The organism is Pseudoxanthobacter soli DSM 19599 (genome assembly GCF_900148505.1).
Taxonomy (GTDB): Bacteria; Pseudomonadota; Alphaproteobacteria; order Rhizobiales; family Segnochrobactraceae; genus Pseudoxanthobacter; species Pseudoxanthobacter soli.
Genome location: NZ_FRXO01000001.1, coordinates 719817 through 737154, shown reverse-complemented (window position 1 = coordinate 737154; position 17338 = coordinate 719817). Strand labels below are relative to the sequence as shown.

At 68.1% G+C, this 17338-nt stretch carries 12 protein-coding genes and 1 tRNA gene; 6 read left to right on the top strand and 7 right to left on the bottom strand.

Features of this window, described 5'->3' with window-relative positions:
- Positions 1-67 precede the first annotated feature (67 nt).
- On the top strand, positions 68-1498 hold the full coding sequence (gene pdxR, locus BUF17_RS03075) for a MocR-like pyridoxine biosynthesis transcription factor PdxR (protein ID WP_244530737.1): 1431 nt from the start codon (positions 68-70) through the stop codon (positions 1496-1498).
- 428 nt (positions 1499-1926) lie between these two features.
- Positions 1927-2187, top strand: a complete 261-nt coding sequence (locus tag BUF17_RS03070; RefSeq protein WP_073625685.1) for a hypothetical protein — start codon at positions 1927-1929, stop codon at positions 2185-2187.
- Positions 2188-2255: 68 nt separating this feature from the next.
- On the opposite strand, the gene BUF17_RS03065 is transcribed toward BUF17_RS03070, so the two are convergent.
- A tRNA-Arg gene (locus BUF17_RS03065) sits at positions 2256-2332 on the bottom strand.
- Between the two features lie 695 nt (positions 2333-3027).
- On the opposite strand from BUF17_RS03065, the gene BUF17_RS03060 reads away from it, so the two are divergent.
- Positions 3028-4077 carry an aldo/keto reductase gene (locus tag BUF17_RS03060; protein WP_073625684.1) on the top strand — a complete coding sequence of 350 codons (1050 nt, stop codon included), beginning with the start codon at positions 3028-3030 and terminating at the stop codon, positions 4075-4077.
- Between the two features lie 244 nt (positions 4078-4321).
- On the opposite strand, the gene BUF17_RS03055 is transcribed toward BUF17_RS03060, so the two are convergent.
- Positions 4322-8029, bottom strand: coding sequence for a vitamin B12-dependent ribonucleotide reductase (locus tag BUF17_RS03055; RefSeq protein ID WP_073625683.1), 3708 nt, complete (start codon positions 8027-8029; stop codon positions 4322-4324).
- Positions 8030-8859: 830 nt separating this feature from the next.
- Here BUF17_RS03055 and BUF17_RS03050 point away from each other — a divergent pair.
- Positions 8860-9267, top strand: coding sequence for an NADH:ubiquinone oxidoreductase subunit NDUFA12 (locus BUF17_RS03050; protein ID WP_073625682.1), 408 nt, complete (start codon positions 8860-8862; stop codon positions 9265-9267).
- Positions 9268-9510: 243 nt separating this feature from the next.
- Here the strand turns inward: BUF17_RS03050 and BUF17_RS03045 are convergent, their stop codons facing one another.
- Positions 9511-10941, bottom strand: coding sequence for a helix-turn-helix domain-containing protein (locus BUF17_RS03045; RefSeq protein ID WP_073625681.1), 1431 nt, complete (start codon positions 10939-10941; stop codon positions 9511-9513).
- 268 nt (positions 10942-11209) lie between these two features.
- On the opposite strand from BUF17_RS03045, the gene aceA reads away from it, so the two are divergent.
- Entirely contained in the window at positions 11210-12505 is a 1296-nt protein-coding gene (gene aceA / locus BUF17_RS03040) for an isocitrate lyase (protein ID WP_073625680.1), read from the top strand.
- A gap of 295 nt (positions 12506-12800) precedes the next feature.
- Complete coding sequence (locus tag BUF17_RS03030; protein ID WP_073625678.1) at positions 12801-13025, top strand: DUF4170 domain-containing protein; 225 nt, start codon at positions 12801-12803, stop codon at positions 13023-13025.
- Positions 13026-13122: 97 nt separating this feature from the next.
- Here BUF17_RS03030 and BUF17_RS03025 read toward each other — a convergent pair whose 3' ends face one another.
- From BUF17_RS03025 to BUF17_RS03010, 4 genes are all read right to left on the bottom strand, one after another.
- A complete protein-coding gene (locus tag BUF17_RS03025) occupies positions 13123-13890 on the bottom strand; it encodes an SDR family NAD(P)-dependent oxidoreductase (protein ID WP_073625677.1) in 768 nt (255 codons plus the stop codon).
- A gap of 240 nt (positions 13891-14130) precedes the next feature.
- Entirely contained in the window at positions 14131-14559 is a 429-nt protein-coding gene (locus BUF17_RS03020; RefSeq protein WP_073625676.1) for an HIT family protein, read from the bottom strand.
- A 186-nt stretch (positions 14560-14745) separates the two neighbouring features.
- On the bottom strand, positions 14746-15576 hold the full coding sequence (locus BUF17_RS03015) for a sulfotransferase family 2 domain-containing protein (RefSeq protein WP_073625675.1): 831 nt from the start codon (positions 15574-15576) through the stop codon (positions 14746-14748).
- A 199-nt stretch (positions 15577-15775) separates the two neighbouring features.
- Positions 15776-17050 carry a GNAT family N-acetyltransferase gene (locus BUF17_RS03010; protein WP_139282382.1) on the bottom strand — a complete coding sequence of 425 codons (1275 nt, stop codon included), beginning with the start codon at positions 17048-17050 and terminating at the stop codon, positions 15776-15778.
- Between the last annotated feature and the right edge of the window lie 288 nt (positions 17051-17338).

The window sequence follows — 17338 nt, the reverse complement described above, 5'->3', positions numbered from 1 at the left end:
GTATCCGGCCTAGCATAAAGTGCCGGTTCTGAGATTCGAGATAGGCCGGATGCCGAAACGCGCGGACATGACGATCGAGCTGCCGGAGGACGGCACACAGCCGGTGTTCCTCGCCATCGCCGCGTCCATCATCGGCGAGATCGAACGCGGCCGTCTCAAGCCGGGCGATGCGCTGCCGGGAACGCGCGCACTGGCTGCCAAGCTGAAGGTCCACCGCAACACCGTAGACGCCGCTTTCCAGGAACTGACCATGCAGGGCTGGCTCACGGCAAAGCCGTCGCGCGGCACCTTCGTCGCCGACGACCTGCCCGAGCCCCGGAAGTCCGTGATGAGGGCACCGCCCCGGACGCTGGCCGCCGGCGGAACCAGCACGGAGCCTCCACCGCTCTTGCGCATCTCTGACGGAGCCGCCGACCCCCGTCTGATGCCGCGCGGCGAGTTGGCTCGCGCCTTCCGCCGCGCGCTTTCTGCGCCGGGCTTTCTCGCCGATGCAAGCTACGGCGATCCGCGCGGCGCCCTCGCACTCCGGACGGCATTGGCCGACTATCTCATCGGGGAACGCGGCCTGACGGCGGCGCCCGATGACCTGATGGTGACGCGCGGGAGCCAGATGGGCCTGTTCCTCGCCGCCGCCGCGATCCTGGCGCCCGGCGAAGCTATCGCGGTCGAAGAGCCGGGCTATCCGCTGGCCTGGTCGGCGTTCCGTGCAGCCGGTGCTCGCGTGATCGGCGTCCCCGTCGACGCGCACGGGATCGACATCGACCGGCTGGCGCATCTGGTCGAGCGCGAACCCGGCCTGAAGGCGGTCTACGTCACCCCGCATCATCAATATCCGACGACGGTGACTCTCGGCGCTGGACGACGTCTCAAGCTCCTCGATCTTGCCCGCCGCCGCTCGCTGACGATCATCGAAGATGATTACGACCACGAATACCGCTTCGAGGGACGCCCGGTGCTGTCACTGGCGGCGCGGGCCGGGCCGGGCCTGTCTGTCGTCTATGTCGGCTCGCTCTCCAAGCTGCTCGCACCGGCCGTTCGGCTGGGCTATGTCGTCGCATCGCCGCAAATTCTCCGGCGGATGGCCGATCGACGCGAAGCGATCGACCGCCAGGGCGATCTTCCGCTCGAACATGCCCTTGCCAGTCTGATCGCGGATGGCGATCTGCGCCGCCACACGCGCAAGGCCCGCCGCATCTATGCCGCGCGCCGCGATCGTCTGGCCGAGGAGATTGCGGGAACGCTTGGTGATGCCGTGTCCTTCGATCCGCCGGCCGGCGGTCTCGCCATCTGGCTGCGCCTTCGCGCAGGTCTCAGCGCGGAGACCTGGGCCGCTAACGCTGCGCGAAGCGGCCTTGTCATCACGCCGGGCGTTCGCTTCGCCCTCGACGCCGGGCAGGCTCCCCAAGCGTTCCGGTTCGGCTACGCCAATCTCGATGAGACCGAACTGAAGCGGGCCGTGGCTTTGCTTTCAAAGACAATGCCGCACGCAGGAAATTAAATCGCACCAATAGCGATTAAATCAGATCGCTACTGATTTAAGCAGACCGCTATTGATGCCCGCGAAGGCGTATTTGACGGTCTGTTTCCCGGCCCTTACTGGCGCTCATGCCGGGCGGTTTGCTTTGCTGCGCTACTCCCGGCACGGCGCAAGGGATCGCCGACACCCGGCCGGGCCGGCTTCCCTGACTTGCCTCGCGTCGTTCCTCAGTTCCGAGCCGGCCGCCGCCGAACAACGCGGATCGAAGGCCAAGAGAAACGGAGATCGCTCCGCTGCAGCCCAAGTGACAAGAAGCCGTTCTCACCAGCGTTGTCGACTGTCGGCAGGACCGCGTGGAGCGTCGCCGCAAGCATCTTACAGAGCTTCACAGGCGGGTCGCGGAGACCGACCACCGCCGCGGCCGTCTCCTTGACGCTATCGATGCCGGCATGGTGGACGAGGACGATGCCATGGCGAAAGCGCGCTTGGAGAGCCTCAAGGAGTTTCGGGATCAGGCCGCCGCCGACGCCGAGCGCATTCAGCTTGCACTCAACACGTCAGCCCTGATTGCCCAAGGGGTTTGCCCGCAAGGCCCGCGAACGGATACGGCTCGAAATGGCGGCTATCGGCGCGACCATCTGCGCACACTGGCGCAACGCGTCGAGGTGCTGACGATGAAGTTCGCATCACGGGATCGAAGTCGAAATTGATGCAAACGCCCGACGCCGCTTCGAGCGGGCAATCGGCGGCTTTTGCGGTTCGCAGTTCTGTACTGAAATGGCGCGCCCGAAGAGATTCGAACTCCTGACCCCCAGATTCGTAGTCTGGTGCTCTATCCAGCTGAGCTACGGGCGCCTGCCTTGTGTCGGGGTGTTGTCCCCGTCGGCGAGGCAGGAAATAGCGGCATTGGCCGGACATTTCAAGCCGCATTTGCGATCGGCGGCGATGTCGGCTTGATGCCTGTGGATGACGGGCGAATGCTTTGCCGGGTTTCCTCAGGCGGCGCGCGGCTTTTCCCGCGGCCGCCGCCGGTTTCCGCGCCGAACCACCCGGAAGCCGCTGCGCCCCGGCGAAGGTCGGGGCGCAGCGGCGGCGGCACGGAACGGGACGTCTGCGGGTCCAAGAGTCGCCGCCACGGGTCCAAGAGTCGCCGCCACGGGTCCAAGAGTCGCCGCCACGGGCCCAAGAGTCGCCGCCACGGGCCCAAGAGTCGCCGCCACGGCGCATGAGTCTCCGCCACGGGTCCATGAGTCTCTGCGACAGGTCCATGAGTCGCCGCGATGGGTCAAAGCGTCTCCGGTCAAGGCACGCGAGTCTCCGGGAGGGGCCGTGTCCGGGGCCACCCCGATCGCCCGGGGGAGCGCCCCGCAAATCTCCGCATGATGCGCCGGCGGCTGATGTCTCGCGGGCCGATGCGTCTCCTGGGGGCGCCTCAAGCGGTCTCTGCTGCTATATGGAGGCCAAGGCCCCGCCGCCGCGTCACATCGGTCGGACAGGGGCTCGTGTCGCGCCGCCGGGCCTGCCGGGGCGCCTTTCAAGGGGAAACGCGCGTGGAATATCGTCCGCTCGGCCGTTCCGGCCTGAAGGTCTCGACCATCACCCTCGGCACGATGACGATGGGCGGCGGCGGCCAGTTCGCCCAGACCGGGACCGCCGGCGTCTCGGAAGCGCGCCGCCAGATCGATCTCTGCCTCGACGCCGGCGTGAACCTGATCGACACCGCCGACATGTATTCGACCGGCATCTGCGAGGAGGTCGTTGGCGAGGCGCTGGGCGGCCGCCGCAAGGACGGTGTGCTTATCGCCACCAAGGCCCGCTTCGCCATGGGGCCGGGTCCCAACGACGCCGGCCTGTCGCGTTATCACCTGATCCGGGCGTGCGAGGCGAGCCTGAGGCGGCTGCGGACCGACGTCATCGACCTCTACCAGCTCCACGAGTGGGATGGCGCCACGCCGCTGGAGGAGACGCTGGAGGCGCTCGACATCCTCGTTCGTCAGGGCAAGGTGCGCTATGTCGGCTGCTCGAACTATTCCGGCTGGCACATCATGAAGGCGCTCGGCGTCTCCGAGCGGCAGCGGCTGCCGCGCTTCGTCAGCCAGCAGATCCATTACACCCTCGAAGCGCGCGAGGCGGAATACGAACTCGTGCCGATCTCCCTCGACCAGGGCCTCGGCATCCTGGTGTGGAGCCCGCTCGCGAGCGGGCTTCTGTCGGGCAAGCACCGCCGCGGCGTGACGCCCGAAGGCACGCGCCAGTTCGCCGGCTGGGACGAGCCGCCGATCCGCGACGAGGACCGGCTGTGGCGCATCGTCGACACGCTGGTGGAGATCGGCGACGCCCGCGGCGTTTCGGCGGCCCAGATCGCGCTTGCCTGGACGCTGGGGCGCCCGGCGATCGCCTCCGTCGTCATCGGCGGCCGCACCGAGGCGCAGCTGCGCGACAATCTCGCCGCAGCCGACCTGAAGCTCTCCGCCGACGAGCGCGGCCGCCTCGACACCGTCAGCGCCCCGCCGCTGCTCTATCCCTACTGGCACCAGGCGGCGACCGCCCGCGACCGCCTCAGCCCCGCCGACCTCTCCCTGCTCGGCCCGCATCTCTGAGGCAGGCTGGGGTGGGCGACGCCCACCCCGCGTGCGTTTCGGCTGGTGATCCAACAAAAAATCCGGCGGTCTGAGCCGCCGGATTTCAAGAGCCCTCAGTCTGTCTACCGGCCGTTCCGGCGTGCCCGTCGATCAAATGATCCCATCTGATCGACGAGCGTAAGTGCCGGATTCGGCTGCCTTCGCGAAGTCCCGCCGTTCAGGCCGCTTCGATCGAGCGGGGCCTGAACAGCGGCGCCGGCGATTACGAACAGCCGCTGGTCGAGCCGCAGGTGTCGCACTTCAGGCAGGTGCCGTTGCGCACCATGGTGAAGTTGCCGCACTCCGAGCAGGATTCGCCTTCGTAGCCCTTGAGGCGGGCGAGGGCGGACCGCTCGGCGACCGAGGCCGTCGCGCTGGGCTGCGGGGCAGGGGCGACTTCGACCTCCGGCTCCGGCGCCACGTCGAGCGCGCGGTGGAACAGCGTGGCGGTCGCAACCGCCGCGGCCGCGCCGCGGCCGTGCAGCGTCGTCACGTTGGCGGCGCCCGAGGCGCGCGGGCCCGAACCGGCCGCGCCGGCCGGCTCCAGCACCCGGAAGCGCTCGGTCTGGCCGCGCACCAGACCGCGGGAGACCACGGCTTCCGCGCCCGGCGCCCGGCCCTCGTTCACGCCCGAACCCATCGTCGTCGCGCCGATATCCTCCGGCGAGACGTGGCTGAGATCGGTGCGGCCGAGATAGGAAACGGCCAGCTCGCGGAAGATGTAGTCGAGGATCGAGGTCGCGTTCTTGATCGCCTCGTTGCCCTGCACCATGCCGGCCGGCTCGAACCGGGTGAAGGTGAAGGCGTCGACATATTCGTCGAGCGGCACGCCATATTGCAGGCCGAGCGAGATGGCGATGGCGAAGTTGTTCATCAGCGAGCGGAAGGCGGCGCCTTCCTTGTGCATGTCGATGAAGATTTCGCCGAGGCGGCCGTCATTGTATTCGCCGGTGCGCAGGTAGACCTTGTGGCCGCCGACGATCGCCTTCTGGGTATAGCCCTTGCGACGGCCCGGCAGCTTCTCGCGGCGGCGCACCTCGCGCTCGATGATGCGCTCCACGATCTTCTCGGCGGCGATCGCCGCCTGCTGGGCGGTCGGGGCGGTGACCAGCGCCTCGACGGCGTCCTCCGCCTCGTCCTCGTCGTCGGACAGAAGCTGGGAGTTCAGCGGCTGCGACAGCTTGGAGCCGTCGCGATAGAGCGCGTTGGCCTTCAGCGCCAGGCGCCAGGACAGCATGTAGGCGTTCTTGCAGTCCTCGACGGTGGCGTCGTTCGGCATGTTGATCGTCTTGGAGATCGCGCCGGAGATGAACGGCTGGGCCGCCGCCATCATCAGGATGTGGCTCTCCACCGACAGGAACCGCTTGCCGAGGCGGCCGCACGGATTGGCGCAGTCGAACACCGGCAGGTGCTCGTCCTTCAGGCCGGGCGCGCCTTCCAGCGTCATCGCGCCGGAGCACCAGATGTTGGCCGCCTCGATGTCCGCCTTGCTGAAGCCGAGATGGGCCAGAAGCTCGAACGACGGGTCGTCCAGCTTCTCGCGGGCGATCTTCAGCGTCTTGAGGCAGAATTCTTCGCCGAGCGTCCACTTGGTGAAGGCGAACTTGATGTCGAACGCCGACTTCAGCGACCCCTCGAGCTTCTCCAGGGTGGCGTCGTCGAAGCCCTTCGCCTTCAGCGCCTCATGGCCGATGGCGGGCGCGCCCTTCAGCGAGCCGTGGCCGACGGCGTAGTCGATGATGGCCGTGATCTCGGTCTCGCCGTAGCCGAGCGCGCGCAGCGCCTCGGGAACCGCGCGGTTGATGATCTTGAAGTAGCCGCCGCCGGCCAGCTTCTTGAACTTCACCAGCGCGAAGTCGGGCTCGATGCCGGTGGTGTCGCAATCCATCACCAGGCCGATGGTGCCGGTCGGGGCGATCACCGAAACCTGCGCGTTGCGATAGCCGTAGAGCTCACCCCATTCGAGCGCGCGGGTCCAGGCGGCTTCCGCGTGGCGCACGAGCACGGGATCGGGGCAGTTCGCGCGATCGAGCGGCACCGGGTTGATGGCGAGCGCCTCGTAGCCCTCCGCCTCGCCGCGGGCGGCGCGGGCATGGTTGCGGATCACCCGCAGCATGGCGTCGCGGTTGGCCTTGTAGCCGGGGAAGGCGCCGAGTTCTCGGGCCATCTCGGCCGAGGTCGCATAGGCGACGCCGGTCATGATGGCGCTCAGCGCGCCGGCGATCGCACGGCCCTCGTTGCTGTCATAGGGAATGCCCGACGACATCAGCAGGCCGCCGATATTGGCGTAGCCGAGGCCGAGAGTGCGGTACTCGTAGGAAAGCTTGGCGATCTGGCGCGAGGGAAACTGCGCCATCAGCACCGAGATTTCGAGCACCACGGTCCACAGCCGCACGGCATGCTCATAGGACTCGACGTCGAAGCTGCGGTCGTCGCGGCGGAACTGGAGCAGGTTCAGCGAGGCGAGGTTGCACGCCGTGTCGTCCAGGAACATGTATTCCGAGCACGGATTGGACGCGCGGATTTCGCCCGAGGCCGGGCAGGTGTGCCAGTCGTTGATGGTGGTGTGGAACTGGATGCCCGGATCCGCCGAGGCCCACGCGGCATAGCCGACCTGGTCCCACAGCTCGCGGGCCTTGATGGTCTTGGCGATCTTGCCGTCGGTCCGGCGCACCAGCGCCCAGTCGCCGTCGAGTTCGACCGCCTTCAGGAAGGCGTCGGTCACGCGCACCGAGTTGTTGGAGTTCTGGCCGGAGACCGTCAGGTAGGCTTCCGAATCCCAGTCTGTGTCGAAGATCGGGAACTCGATCTCGGTGTAGCCCTGGCGCGCGAACTGCATCACGCGGCGGATGTAGTTTTCCGGCACGAGCGACTTCTTCGCCGCGCGGATCTCGCGCTTCAGCGCCGGGTTCTTCTCGGGGTCGAAGCAGGCCTCGCCCGGTCCGTCGCAGTTCACGCAGGCCTTCATCACCGCCTTGAGGTGGCGGGCGACGATCTTGGAGCCGGTGACGAGCGCGGCGACCTTCTGCTCTTCGCGCACCTTCCAGCCGATATAGTTTTCGATATCGGGATGGTCGACGTCGACCACGACCATCTTGGCCGCGCGGCGGGTGGTGCCGCCGGACTTGATGGCGCCGGCCGCGCGGTCGCCGATCTTGAGGAAGCTCATCAGGCCGGACGACTTGCCGCCGCCCGAAAGCCGCTCGCCCTCGCCGCGCAGGGCGGAGAAGTTGGAGCCGGTGCCGGAGCCGTACTTGAACAGGCGCGCCTCGCGCACCCACAGGTCCATGATGCCGTTCTCGTTGACGAGATCGTCATTGACCGACTGGATGAAGCAGGCGTGGGGCTGCGGGTGCTCGTAGGCGCTCTCGGAGGCCTTCAGCTCGCCGCTCTTGTAGTCGACATAATAGTGGCCCTGGCCGGGTCCATCGATGCCGTAGGCCCAGTTGAGGCCGGTGTTGAACCACTGCGGCGAGTTCGGCGCCACCTTCTGGGTCGCCAGCATGTAGCGCAGCTCGTCGAAGAAGGCGCGGGCGTCGCGCTCGCTGTCGAAATAGCCGCCCTTCCAGCCCCAGTAGGTCCAGGTGCCGGCCAGCCGGTCGAACACCTGGCGGGAATCGCGCTCACCGGTCATCCGCTCGGAGGGGGCGATGTCGCCCATCGCCTCCTCGTCGGCGGTCGAACGCCAGAGGAATTCCGGCACGCCCTCTTCGGCGACGCGCTTCAGCCGCACCGGCACGCCGGCCTTGCGGAAATATTTCTGCGCCAGAACGTCGGAGGCAACCTGGCTCCAGGTCGCCGGCACCTGGATGTCTTCCAGGCGGAACACGACCGAGCCGTCCGGGTTGCGGATCTCGCTCAGGGCATTGCGGAACTCGATCCCGCCATAAGCCTGTCCGCTCTCGCTGGTATAGCGCCGTTCGATCCGCATCGTCGTCGTCCTTGCTCGCCCGCCTGGGGGCGCTGGTGCATCCGGGGCGCGCGGGCGCGCCTCATTCTGTCGAGCGGGCACGCAGACGCGCCCCATATTCGCCGAGCGGGCACGCGGGCGTGCCCTCTGTCCATCGAGTGGGCACGCGGGCGTGCCCCATGTCCGTCGAGCGGGGCACGCGGACGTGTCCCCGTTTCCCTCGACCGCGCGACCGAGTCGTCCTCGATCTGCATCTGGTCGGGATCGTGCTCTCAAGCACTAAATATAGTGTTACTCGCGCGCCTCTGCCACTTCATGTGGGGACAATGCCCGTGTTGGGGGCGCACTCAAAGGACGCCCGTATCAACGCGATACGAACGCAACAGCTCCGGAACGTAATAAGGTTTGCCTGTCGGGAACGATCACACACCCGTCTGTCGGCCTTGAAGGCAGACTAGGGCGACTCGGCGCGGCGGGTCAAGGTGCGCTCATAGGGATGGTGGTGGACGCTTGGCGACATCCCTAGATGTTGTGTGTTTCGCGCGCCTCTTTTCCCCCGCTATCCCCAGGCTCGTGCAAAGAACGCCGCCGCGTGGCGTCTGTGCGCTTGACGGGCCGGCGAATCTGTTGCCGGCGCAGGAATAGGCGACTGCGAAGGCGTCAGCCGGCTCGCGCGGCGAGGGGCCGCGCCCGCCGGCGCGCTGCGGACTGGACACCGCCGTGCTGCAATGCGATGGTCCGGCGACATTCCGGGGCGGCGGCGGCCCGGAAGCGGCTGCGCTTGGGGTCCTGGCAGGGCGTCGCGCAATCGGTACATTGGTTTCCGTCGGCTCGAACAGGCCTTGTGTGCGATGAAGAACTTCCTCCTGCGTTTCTTCACCTGGTGGAACAGCTACACGTTCGGCACGAAGCTCTACACCACGCGCTTCGGCGAGAAGGTGGGCGAGGACGAGTTCGGTAACGTCTATTACCGGCAGAAGTCCAAGGAGATTTCGCCGGATTTCCGGTTCGAGCGGCGCTGGGTGCTCTATAACGGCCCGGTCGAGGCGAGCCGCATTCCCCCCGGCTGGTGGGGCTGGATGCACCATCGCCATGATACGCCGCCGACCCAGGAGGCCTACAAGCCGCGCCCCTGGCAGAAGCCGCATCGCCCGAACATGACCGGCACCCGCGAGGCTTACCGCCCGGCCGGCTCCATCCTGCGTGACGCGCACCGTCCGGCCGCGACGGGCGATTACGACGCATGGACGCCGGGCTGAGGCGCTGGCCGGCGCCGCCGGCGAATCGCTGCGAGTTTCGAAAGGCCCGCCGGCATCCCGGCGGGCCTTTCGCGTTTCACGGCGCCTCATGGCGCGTTCTGTGGATGATTCCGTCGGGCGGGCGGCCGGCGAGAGCATAACCCGTTCAGATCGGACCGATCTGAACGACAAGGATATGCTCAAGCTTTTGAATCTGGAGCGATTTCTTGTCGATCTGATGATTCCATCAGATCGGAAAGCGCTCTACTCGAACCGGAACGGTGCGATGCCGCGGGTGTGTTCCTCCACCAGCAGCGTCTTGGAGAACGGCGGCATGGCGCGCTGGGTGCAATCCGGCCGGTCGCAGAGCCGGCAGTTCATGCCGATCGGCGTCGCGTCGGGCCGGGCGAGGTCGAGCCCGCGGGCATAGACCAGCCGCTGGGCGTGTTTGAGGTCGCAGCCGAGGCCGATCGCGAGTTCCGCCTCCGACTGCACCCACGACGACACCGTGCGGCTCACCGCGCGGGCGATGGTGAAATAGCGCTGGCCGTCCGGCATCTCCACGACCTGAGTGAAGATGCGGTTCGGGATCTTGAAGGTCGAGTGCAGCGCCCACAGCGGGCAGGTGCCGCCATAGCGCGAGAACGGGAAGTTCGCGGCCGCGAATCGCTTGGAGACGTTGCCGGCCGAATCGACCCGCACCATGAAGAACGGCACGCCGCGCGCGGTCGGCCGCGACAGCGTCGTCAGCCGGTGGCACACCTGCTCGAAGCTCGCGCCGAAGCGGGCCGCCAGCACCTGGATGTCGTAGCCGAGATTTTCTGCCGCGGTCAGGAACGGGCCATAGGGCATCATCAGCGCCGCCGCGCCGTAATTGGCGAGGTTGACGCGCAGCAGCCGCCGCGTCGCCGCAGAGCCGATGCCCGCCTTCTCCGAAAGCGTGTCGAGCACCGGGCCGAATTCGAGCTGGGCGAGCTGGTAGGCGGCCGAGAACGTCCGGCCGGCGCCGTCCAGCATCTCCGAGATCAGGAGCTGGCGGCGGTGGCGGTCGAACCGGCGCAGCGCACGCGGCATCACGTCGACCGGCAGCACGCGCAGGGTGATGCCGTGCTTCTCCCGCAGCCGCTCGCGGATGGCATGGAGCAGGTCGGGCGAGATCGCCAGCAGCGTGCCCGACAGCGTCTCCGCCGCTTCCTCGATGGCAGGGAAGTGGTTGCGCTGGTCCTGCACATAGTCTCGGACGAGTTCGACGGCGTCCTCGGCGCCGGCCGGCGGCGCGTCGCGGTCCGCCGCCTCGCGCGTCGCGGTCTCCGCGCGCCGCTTGGCATCCAGATAGGCGCGATAGAGCCGGGCGAACGCATCGCCGATTCCCGGCGCGACGGAGGCGAGTTCCACGATCTCGTGGTGCGGCACCGGCGTCTCGCGGAACAGCGGATCGGCCAGCACCTCGGCGAGATCGACGACCGCCCGCTGGTCCGCCTCGCCCGCGAGAGCGCGCAGGTCGACCTCGTAGACTTCGGCGAGGCGCAGCAGAAGTTGCGCGGTGACGGGCCGCTGATTGCGCTCGATCAGGTTCAGGTAGCTCGCGCTGACCGAGAGTTCCTCGGCCATGCGCATCTGCGTCAGACCGAGGTCCTGCCTCACCCGCCTGAGCCGCGGGCCGATGAACAGCTTCTTGGCGCCGATATCCGCCATCGGGGTCCTCCCGCGCGGTTCCCCGCGCCGGCGTTGTGAAGACTGTCGATCTTTACAAAATTGACAGTTTTACATTTGTGACGAGTACACACACGTACATGCCTGCATTATCTGCACTTCCCCAGTTCCCTGGAAAAATGTCAAGTGTCCCTGCCGCTGAACGGCGCGGCGGAGCACGGTTGAAGCCGATCCTCCCGGCCGGACAGCGACGGAAGACGAACTTGCGAACGGCTGTTGTAACAACAGTAACAGTGAACTGGAGAGGACTATGACGACCCGTTTCGAGACCCTCGTTCCCGGTGCCCCCGCCGGCCGCTTCGCCGGCATCGAGCGGCCCTACGCGGTAGCCGATGTCGAGCGGTTGCGCGGATCGCTGGTCCCGCAGATGACGCTGGCCGAGCGCGGCGCCAACCGGCTTTGGGCCGACCTTCACAGCGAGGACTTCATCGCGGCGCTCGGCGCCGTCACCGGCAACCAGGCGATGCAGATGGTGCGCGCCGGCCTCAAGGCGATCTACCTGTCCGGCTGGCAGGTCGCGGCGGATGCCAACGTCGCCGGGGCGATGTATCCCGACCAGAGCCTCTATCCGGCGAACTCCGCGCCCGAGCTTTGCCGCCGCATCAACCGCACGCTCCAGCGCGCCGACCAGGTCGAGCATGCCGAGGGCGGCGCCGGGCGGGACTGGTTCGTGCCGATCGTCGCCGATGCCGAGGCCGGCTTCGGCGGACCGCTCAACGCCTTCGAGATCATGAAGGCGTTCATCGAGGCAGGCGCCGCGGGCGTTCACTTCGAGGACCAGCTCGCGTCGGAAAAGAAGTGCGGCCATCTCGGCGGCAAGGTGCTGATCCCGACGGCGCAGCACGAGCGCAATCTCGTCGCCGCCCGCCTCGCGGCGGACGTCATGGGCGTGCCGACCCTGACCGTGGCGCGCACCGATGCGGAGAGCGCCCGGCTCATCACCTCCGACATCGACGAGCGGGATCGTCCGTTCATCGAATCGGGCGAGCGGACGCCGGAAGGCTTCTTCCGCCTGAAGGAGGGCACGGGCCTCGATCACTGCATCGCCCGCGGTCTCGCCTACGCGAAATATGCCGATGTGCTGTGGTGGGAGACGTCGCACCCCGATCTCGACGATGCGCGCAAGTTCGCCGAGGCGGTGCACAAGCAATATCCGGGCAAGCTGCTCGCCTATAACTGCTCGCCGTCGTTCAACTGGCGCGCCAAACTCTCGCCGGAGGTGATCGAGACCTTCCAGCGCGAACTCGGTGCCATGGGCTACAAGTTCCAGTTCGTGACGCTCGCCGGCTTCCACAGCCTGAACCACGGCATGTTCACGCTGGCGAACGGCTACCGCGACCGCGGCATGGGCGCCTACAGCGAGCTTCAGCAGGCGGAATTCGCCTCGGAGGTGGACGGCTACACCGCCACCCGCCACCAGCGCGAAGTCGGCACCGGCTATTTCGATCAGGTGGCGATGGCGATCTCCGCCGGCCGGTCCTCGACCACGGCGATGAAGGAATCGACCGAGTCCGACCAGTTCACCACGGCCGCCGCGGCCGAGTGAACCGCGTTGGACGGCACCGGTGACGTAAAGGCGGGCGGCGAGGCGCCGTCCGCATCCGACAGCGGCGACGGCGCGATGCCGTCGCCGATCCCGGCGCCCCGGAGCGGGCTCCGTCCCGGCCGGATCGATCCGGCCCGGCGGAGAGGCTCCCCGAAGCGGAGGCAGGCCTGAGCGAGGGCCGGCACCGAGGCGGGCAGGGGCGGCGGGCATTCAGCGGGGATCCGGCGCGAGCCTTCGGTCCCTCCGTTCTTCACCCCGTTTCGCGCGCCCGGCAGGGGCGCAGAGGGAGAGTGTCATGCACCATCACATCCGCTTCTGGGTCGTCGGCGGCAAGTACCGCGACATGAACTTCACCGATCTCGTTCCCGGCACCGAGAACGTGTTCGGCCCGTTCCCCACGCGCCGCGACGCCGAGGAAACCTGGCGGCGCATTTCCGAAAGCCACCGCAGCCAGTGCCTGACCCGCTTCGTGATCACCGCCGAGGGCGCGCCGGCGCGGGCGCAGCCGCTCCACGCCTGATCGCCGCACCGGTCTAAAAAACGAAACGGCCGCCGGGTTATCCCCGGCGGCCGTCTGCCGTGTTCGATATCGTTCGGGCGGCGATGGCCGCGGGCGGTCAGATCCAGCCGCCGTCGACGATGAATTCCTGCGACGTGCACTTCGACGAGGCGTCGGAGCCCAGGAACAGCGCCATGTCGGCGATGTCCTCGGGCATCACCCGGTCCTTGATGCACTGGTTGCGGTCGATCTCGGCCTCGCCTTCCGGCGTCACCCACAGGGTGAGCTGGCGCTCGGTCATCACCCAGCCCGGCACCAGCATGTTGAGGCGGATGCGGAACGGGCCGTAATCGCGCGCGAGACCGCGCGTCAGGCCCTGCACCGCCGACTTCGCCGTGGTGTAGGCCGGCATCCCGCCCTGGGGGATCATCCACGAGACCGAGCCGAAATTGACGATGGAGCCGCCGCCGAGCCGCTTCATCTGCGGCACCACGGCCTGGATGGCGAAGAACATCGGCCGGATGTTAATGGCCATGCGGTCGTCCCAGTACTCGACCGTGACGTCTTCCGGCTTGTGGCGCTGGTCGTTGGCGGCGTTGTTGAGCAGCACGCCGATATCGCCGAGTTCCTCGCCCGCGCGGGCGATCGCCGCCTGCAGCGCCGCGACATCGCGGATGTCGCACGGCATGAACAGCGGCGCGCGGCCGGTCTCGCGTTCGAGGCGTTCGACCAGGGCGCGGCTCGGCTCCTCGGCGATGTCGACGAAGGCCACCTTCGAGCCCTGCAGCACGAAGGCTTCCGTCAGTGCCGCGCCGATGCCGCTGCCCCCACCGGTGATGAACACGGTCTTGCCGGCGAGATCGGAATAGGTGGCTTTCTGGAGCATGAAGAACGGTCTCCTGAGGGCCGGGGGCGGCCCGCTTCGCGGAGGTTCACTTATACGAGAGAACTGCCCGCGGGAAGGGCATCGCAGCGTGCACGCGCGCCGCCGCGTCCGGCGGCGCCGGGTGTTGCATCAATGCCAACGGCCCCCGGCACGAATGCCAAGGGGGCCGGCACCGAAGCGAAGGTCCCTGCGCGGGCGGATGCCCACTCTGCCCCGGCCCGGCCGCTCCCGTCCGATGGCTCAAAGCGCCTCGAGCGCGGCCTTCAGCTTGCCGGCGCTGGCGGCGAGTTCCGCGGCCGGCGCCATCTGCCCGGTGTGGGGCTTCAGCGGCACGTCGGCGTGGCGGGGAATGACGTGGAAATGCAGGTGGAACACGGTCTGGCCCGCGGCCGGCTCGTTGTACTGCATGATGTTGATGCCGTCGGCGGCGAACGCCGTCTTCGCGGCCCTTGCGACCTTCTTGACGAGAGCGATGGCCTTGGCGAGCACCGCGTCGTCGGCATCGAGCAGGTTGCGCGAGGGCGCCTTCGGAATCACCAGGCAGTGGCCGGGCGCCTGGGGCATCGCGTCCATGATCACGACGAAGCCGTCGTCCTCGAACACCGTGTGGGAGGGGATTTCGCCGCGCAGGATGCGGGCGAACACGTTCTGGTCGTCATAATCCGACACGCGATGGTCTCCTCGTGGGCCGGCGCTCCGTCCGGCGATGGGGCCGGCCGGCCCTCCGCCATCCGGCAACGGGCGGCCTGAATGCGGCAGGCATATTGCCTTTAGAGTGCTTTCCGACCGGATGGAATCATCCGATCGACCGGAAAATCGCTCCGGATTCTCGGTTCGATCCAAACGGGACGGGCTCTAGGCGCGCGGCACCGTGCGGTCCAGGCTCGTGGTGAACTGCACGCGGTCATAGGCGGAATCCGCCGATCCCGCATCCGGCTCCGGCAGGCTGTCGCGCTTCTGCCGCCGGCCGAACAGGCGGGCGAGCGCGCTCAGCGCCCGCGGCGCCTTCACCTCGTCGCGAATCTTCAACCGGCTGAGGAACACCTGGGTCGCCTCGGAATAGAGCGCGAGATCGGGAATGTTCTCCATGGCGATCGCCGCGCGGGTCGCGCGGTCGGCGCTCGGCCGCCCGCCGTCCACGTCTGGCAGGATGCGCTTGCCGCCCGGCAGCGGCAGGCCCAGCATTTCCACCCCGGCGGAAAAATGCTCGGTGATGCCGACGAAGCCGAACGCGCCGATCGGCAGCGAGCCGATATAGCGGGTTTGCAGGTTGCGGATCGCGGCATGGGCGGCGAAGCCCGCCATCGTCACGCTGCCGCTCGCCACCGCGCGGCCGAGCTTGGAGCGCCCGCCGGCCTGCTGCTTGTAGAACTGGTACTGCGCGATGGTGCGCTCGATCGGGTCGCGCAGCCAGATCCAGTAGCGGCTCGGATCGGGCTCGACCTCCACGAGATCGGCGACGGTGAAGTGCCCGTGCACCACCAGCACGCCGTCGCTCGCCAGCGCGCGCGCCGCGGCCTGGTCGATGGTGGCTCCGGACTCGCGAATCCGCGGATGCGTGCGCGGATGGTCACGGCCGTAGGAGAACGCGACCCGGGCGCCGTAGGCGTGGCTCAGCACCTCCGCGAAGGTGGTGCCCCCGGTCTTGGGAACGTGGATCGAGAAGATCGGGCGGTGTTCGGTCATCGGTTGATCGTCGCGTGTTGATGTCGCGCTGCTGGGCGGATGAGCGGGCGTCTGCGTCTACGTCTCGGGCGTTTCCTCGGGCGTCTCTTGGGGCGTTCGCACGCCGCCTTCGCGCGCCGCGCGGCATCCCCGGTCCGCCTTCCGGGCGGAAGCCGGCGAACGCCAGGGCAGCCTCCACCTTCGCCGCGAAGAGTGAATATTACGTCGCCTTCCCGTCCCGGTCTGCCTCCTCGTCCGTTGAGGCGGCGAAATTCTTCCGGAACGGCCCGGTCTCGGCCAGGTACTCGGTTTCGGCCTCCACCGCCGGCCGCTCGCGGGCCAGAAAATCGGCTACCGCGTCGCGCAGGCCGCCGTGGGCGATCCAGTGGGCCGAGCGCGTCAGCACGGGGCGATAGCCGCGCGCCGCCTTGTGCTCGCCCTGCGCACCGGCCTCGACGCGCGACAGGCCGTGGGCGAGCGCGAACTCCACCGCCTGATGATAGCAGACCTCGAAATGCAGGAACGGATGGTCCTCGACCGCACCCCAGTAGCGGCCGAACAGTGTGTCCGAGCCGATCAGGTTGAGCGCGCCGGCGATGGGCCGGCCGTCGCGCACGGCAAAGATCAGCAGGATCCGCTCCGCCATCCGCTCCCCGATCAGTGAGAAGAACGTGCGGTTGAGATAGGGCGTGCCCCACTTGCGCGCGCCGGTGTCGGTGTAGAATTCGTAGAAGGCGTCCCAGTCGGCCTCGGTGATGTCCGCGCCGGTGCGGTGGACGATGGAAATCCCGTCTGCGAGCGCTTCCCGCCGCTCGCGGCGGATCTGCTTGCGCTTGCGCGACGCGAACGCGGCGAGGAAATCCTCGAAATCGCGGTAACCCTCGTTGAACCACTGGAACTGATGGTCGTAGCGGGCGAGCCAGCCGGCCTCGACGAGCGCCTGCCAGTCCTCGTCCTCCGGGAACGTGACGTGCACGGACGACGCGCGCCGCGCCACCGCCACCTGTTCCAGCGCCCCGGCCAGCAGCGCGCGGCCGGCCGCGGCGTTCCCGTCTTCCTTCACCAGCAGCCGGGGGCCCGTCACCGGCGTGAACGGCACCGCCACCTGGAGCTTCGGATAGTAGCGTCCGCCGGCCCGCTCGAATGCGTCCGCCCAGCCCCAGTCGAACACATACTCGCCGCGCGAGTGCGATTTCAGATAGGCCGGCACGGCCGCCCGCGGCGTGCCGTCGTCCTCGGCGATGAAGATGTGCTGCGGCATCCATCCGGTTGCCGCGTCCACCGTGCCGGAGGCTTCAAGCGCGTCGAGGAAGTCGTGGGCGACGAACGGGTTGAACGGCCGCGCCGCCGCGTCCGTCCGTTCGATCCGTCCCCCCGGACCGATGGTCCAGCCCGGATTGGCGAGGCTGTCCCAGGCATCCCGCCCGATGGCGGAAATGCGGTCGGCGATGGAAACGGCGACCGTGCGGCTTTCCTCGGCGGGACTGGGACTCATCATCAACTCCGGCGTTCGCACGGTGGTGCGTCCAGATCGGGCAGGCGGGGAAGGGCAGGGACGCGACGGCGGCAGGCTGCACTCCGGCAAGCGGCACTCCGGCAAGCGGCACTCCGGTAGATGGTGGTCATGGCAACGCGCCGCAAATACGGCGGCGCCGTCTTGTCGCGGGCCGGCGCCAGGGCGCGCCGGCGCTCTCCCGGCAGGGGCGGGGCGGGGCTGCCAACTTGCGTTCGTGCGAAATAAGAGATAAAGATATCTTTATATCAGCCATGCGAAATGGCGCAG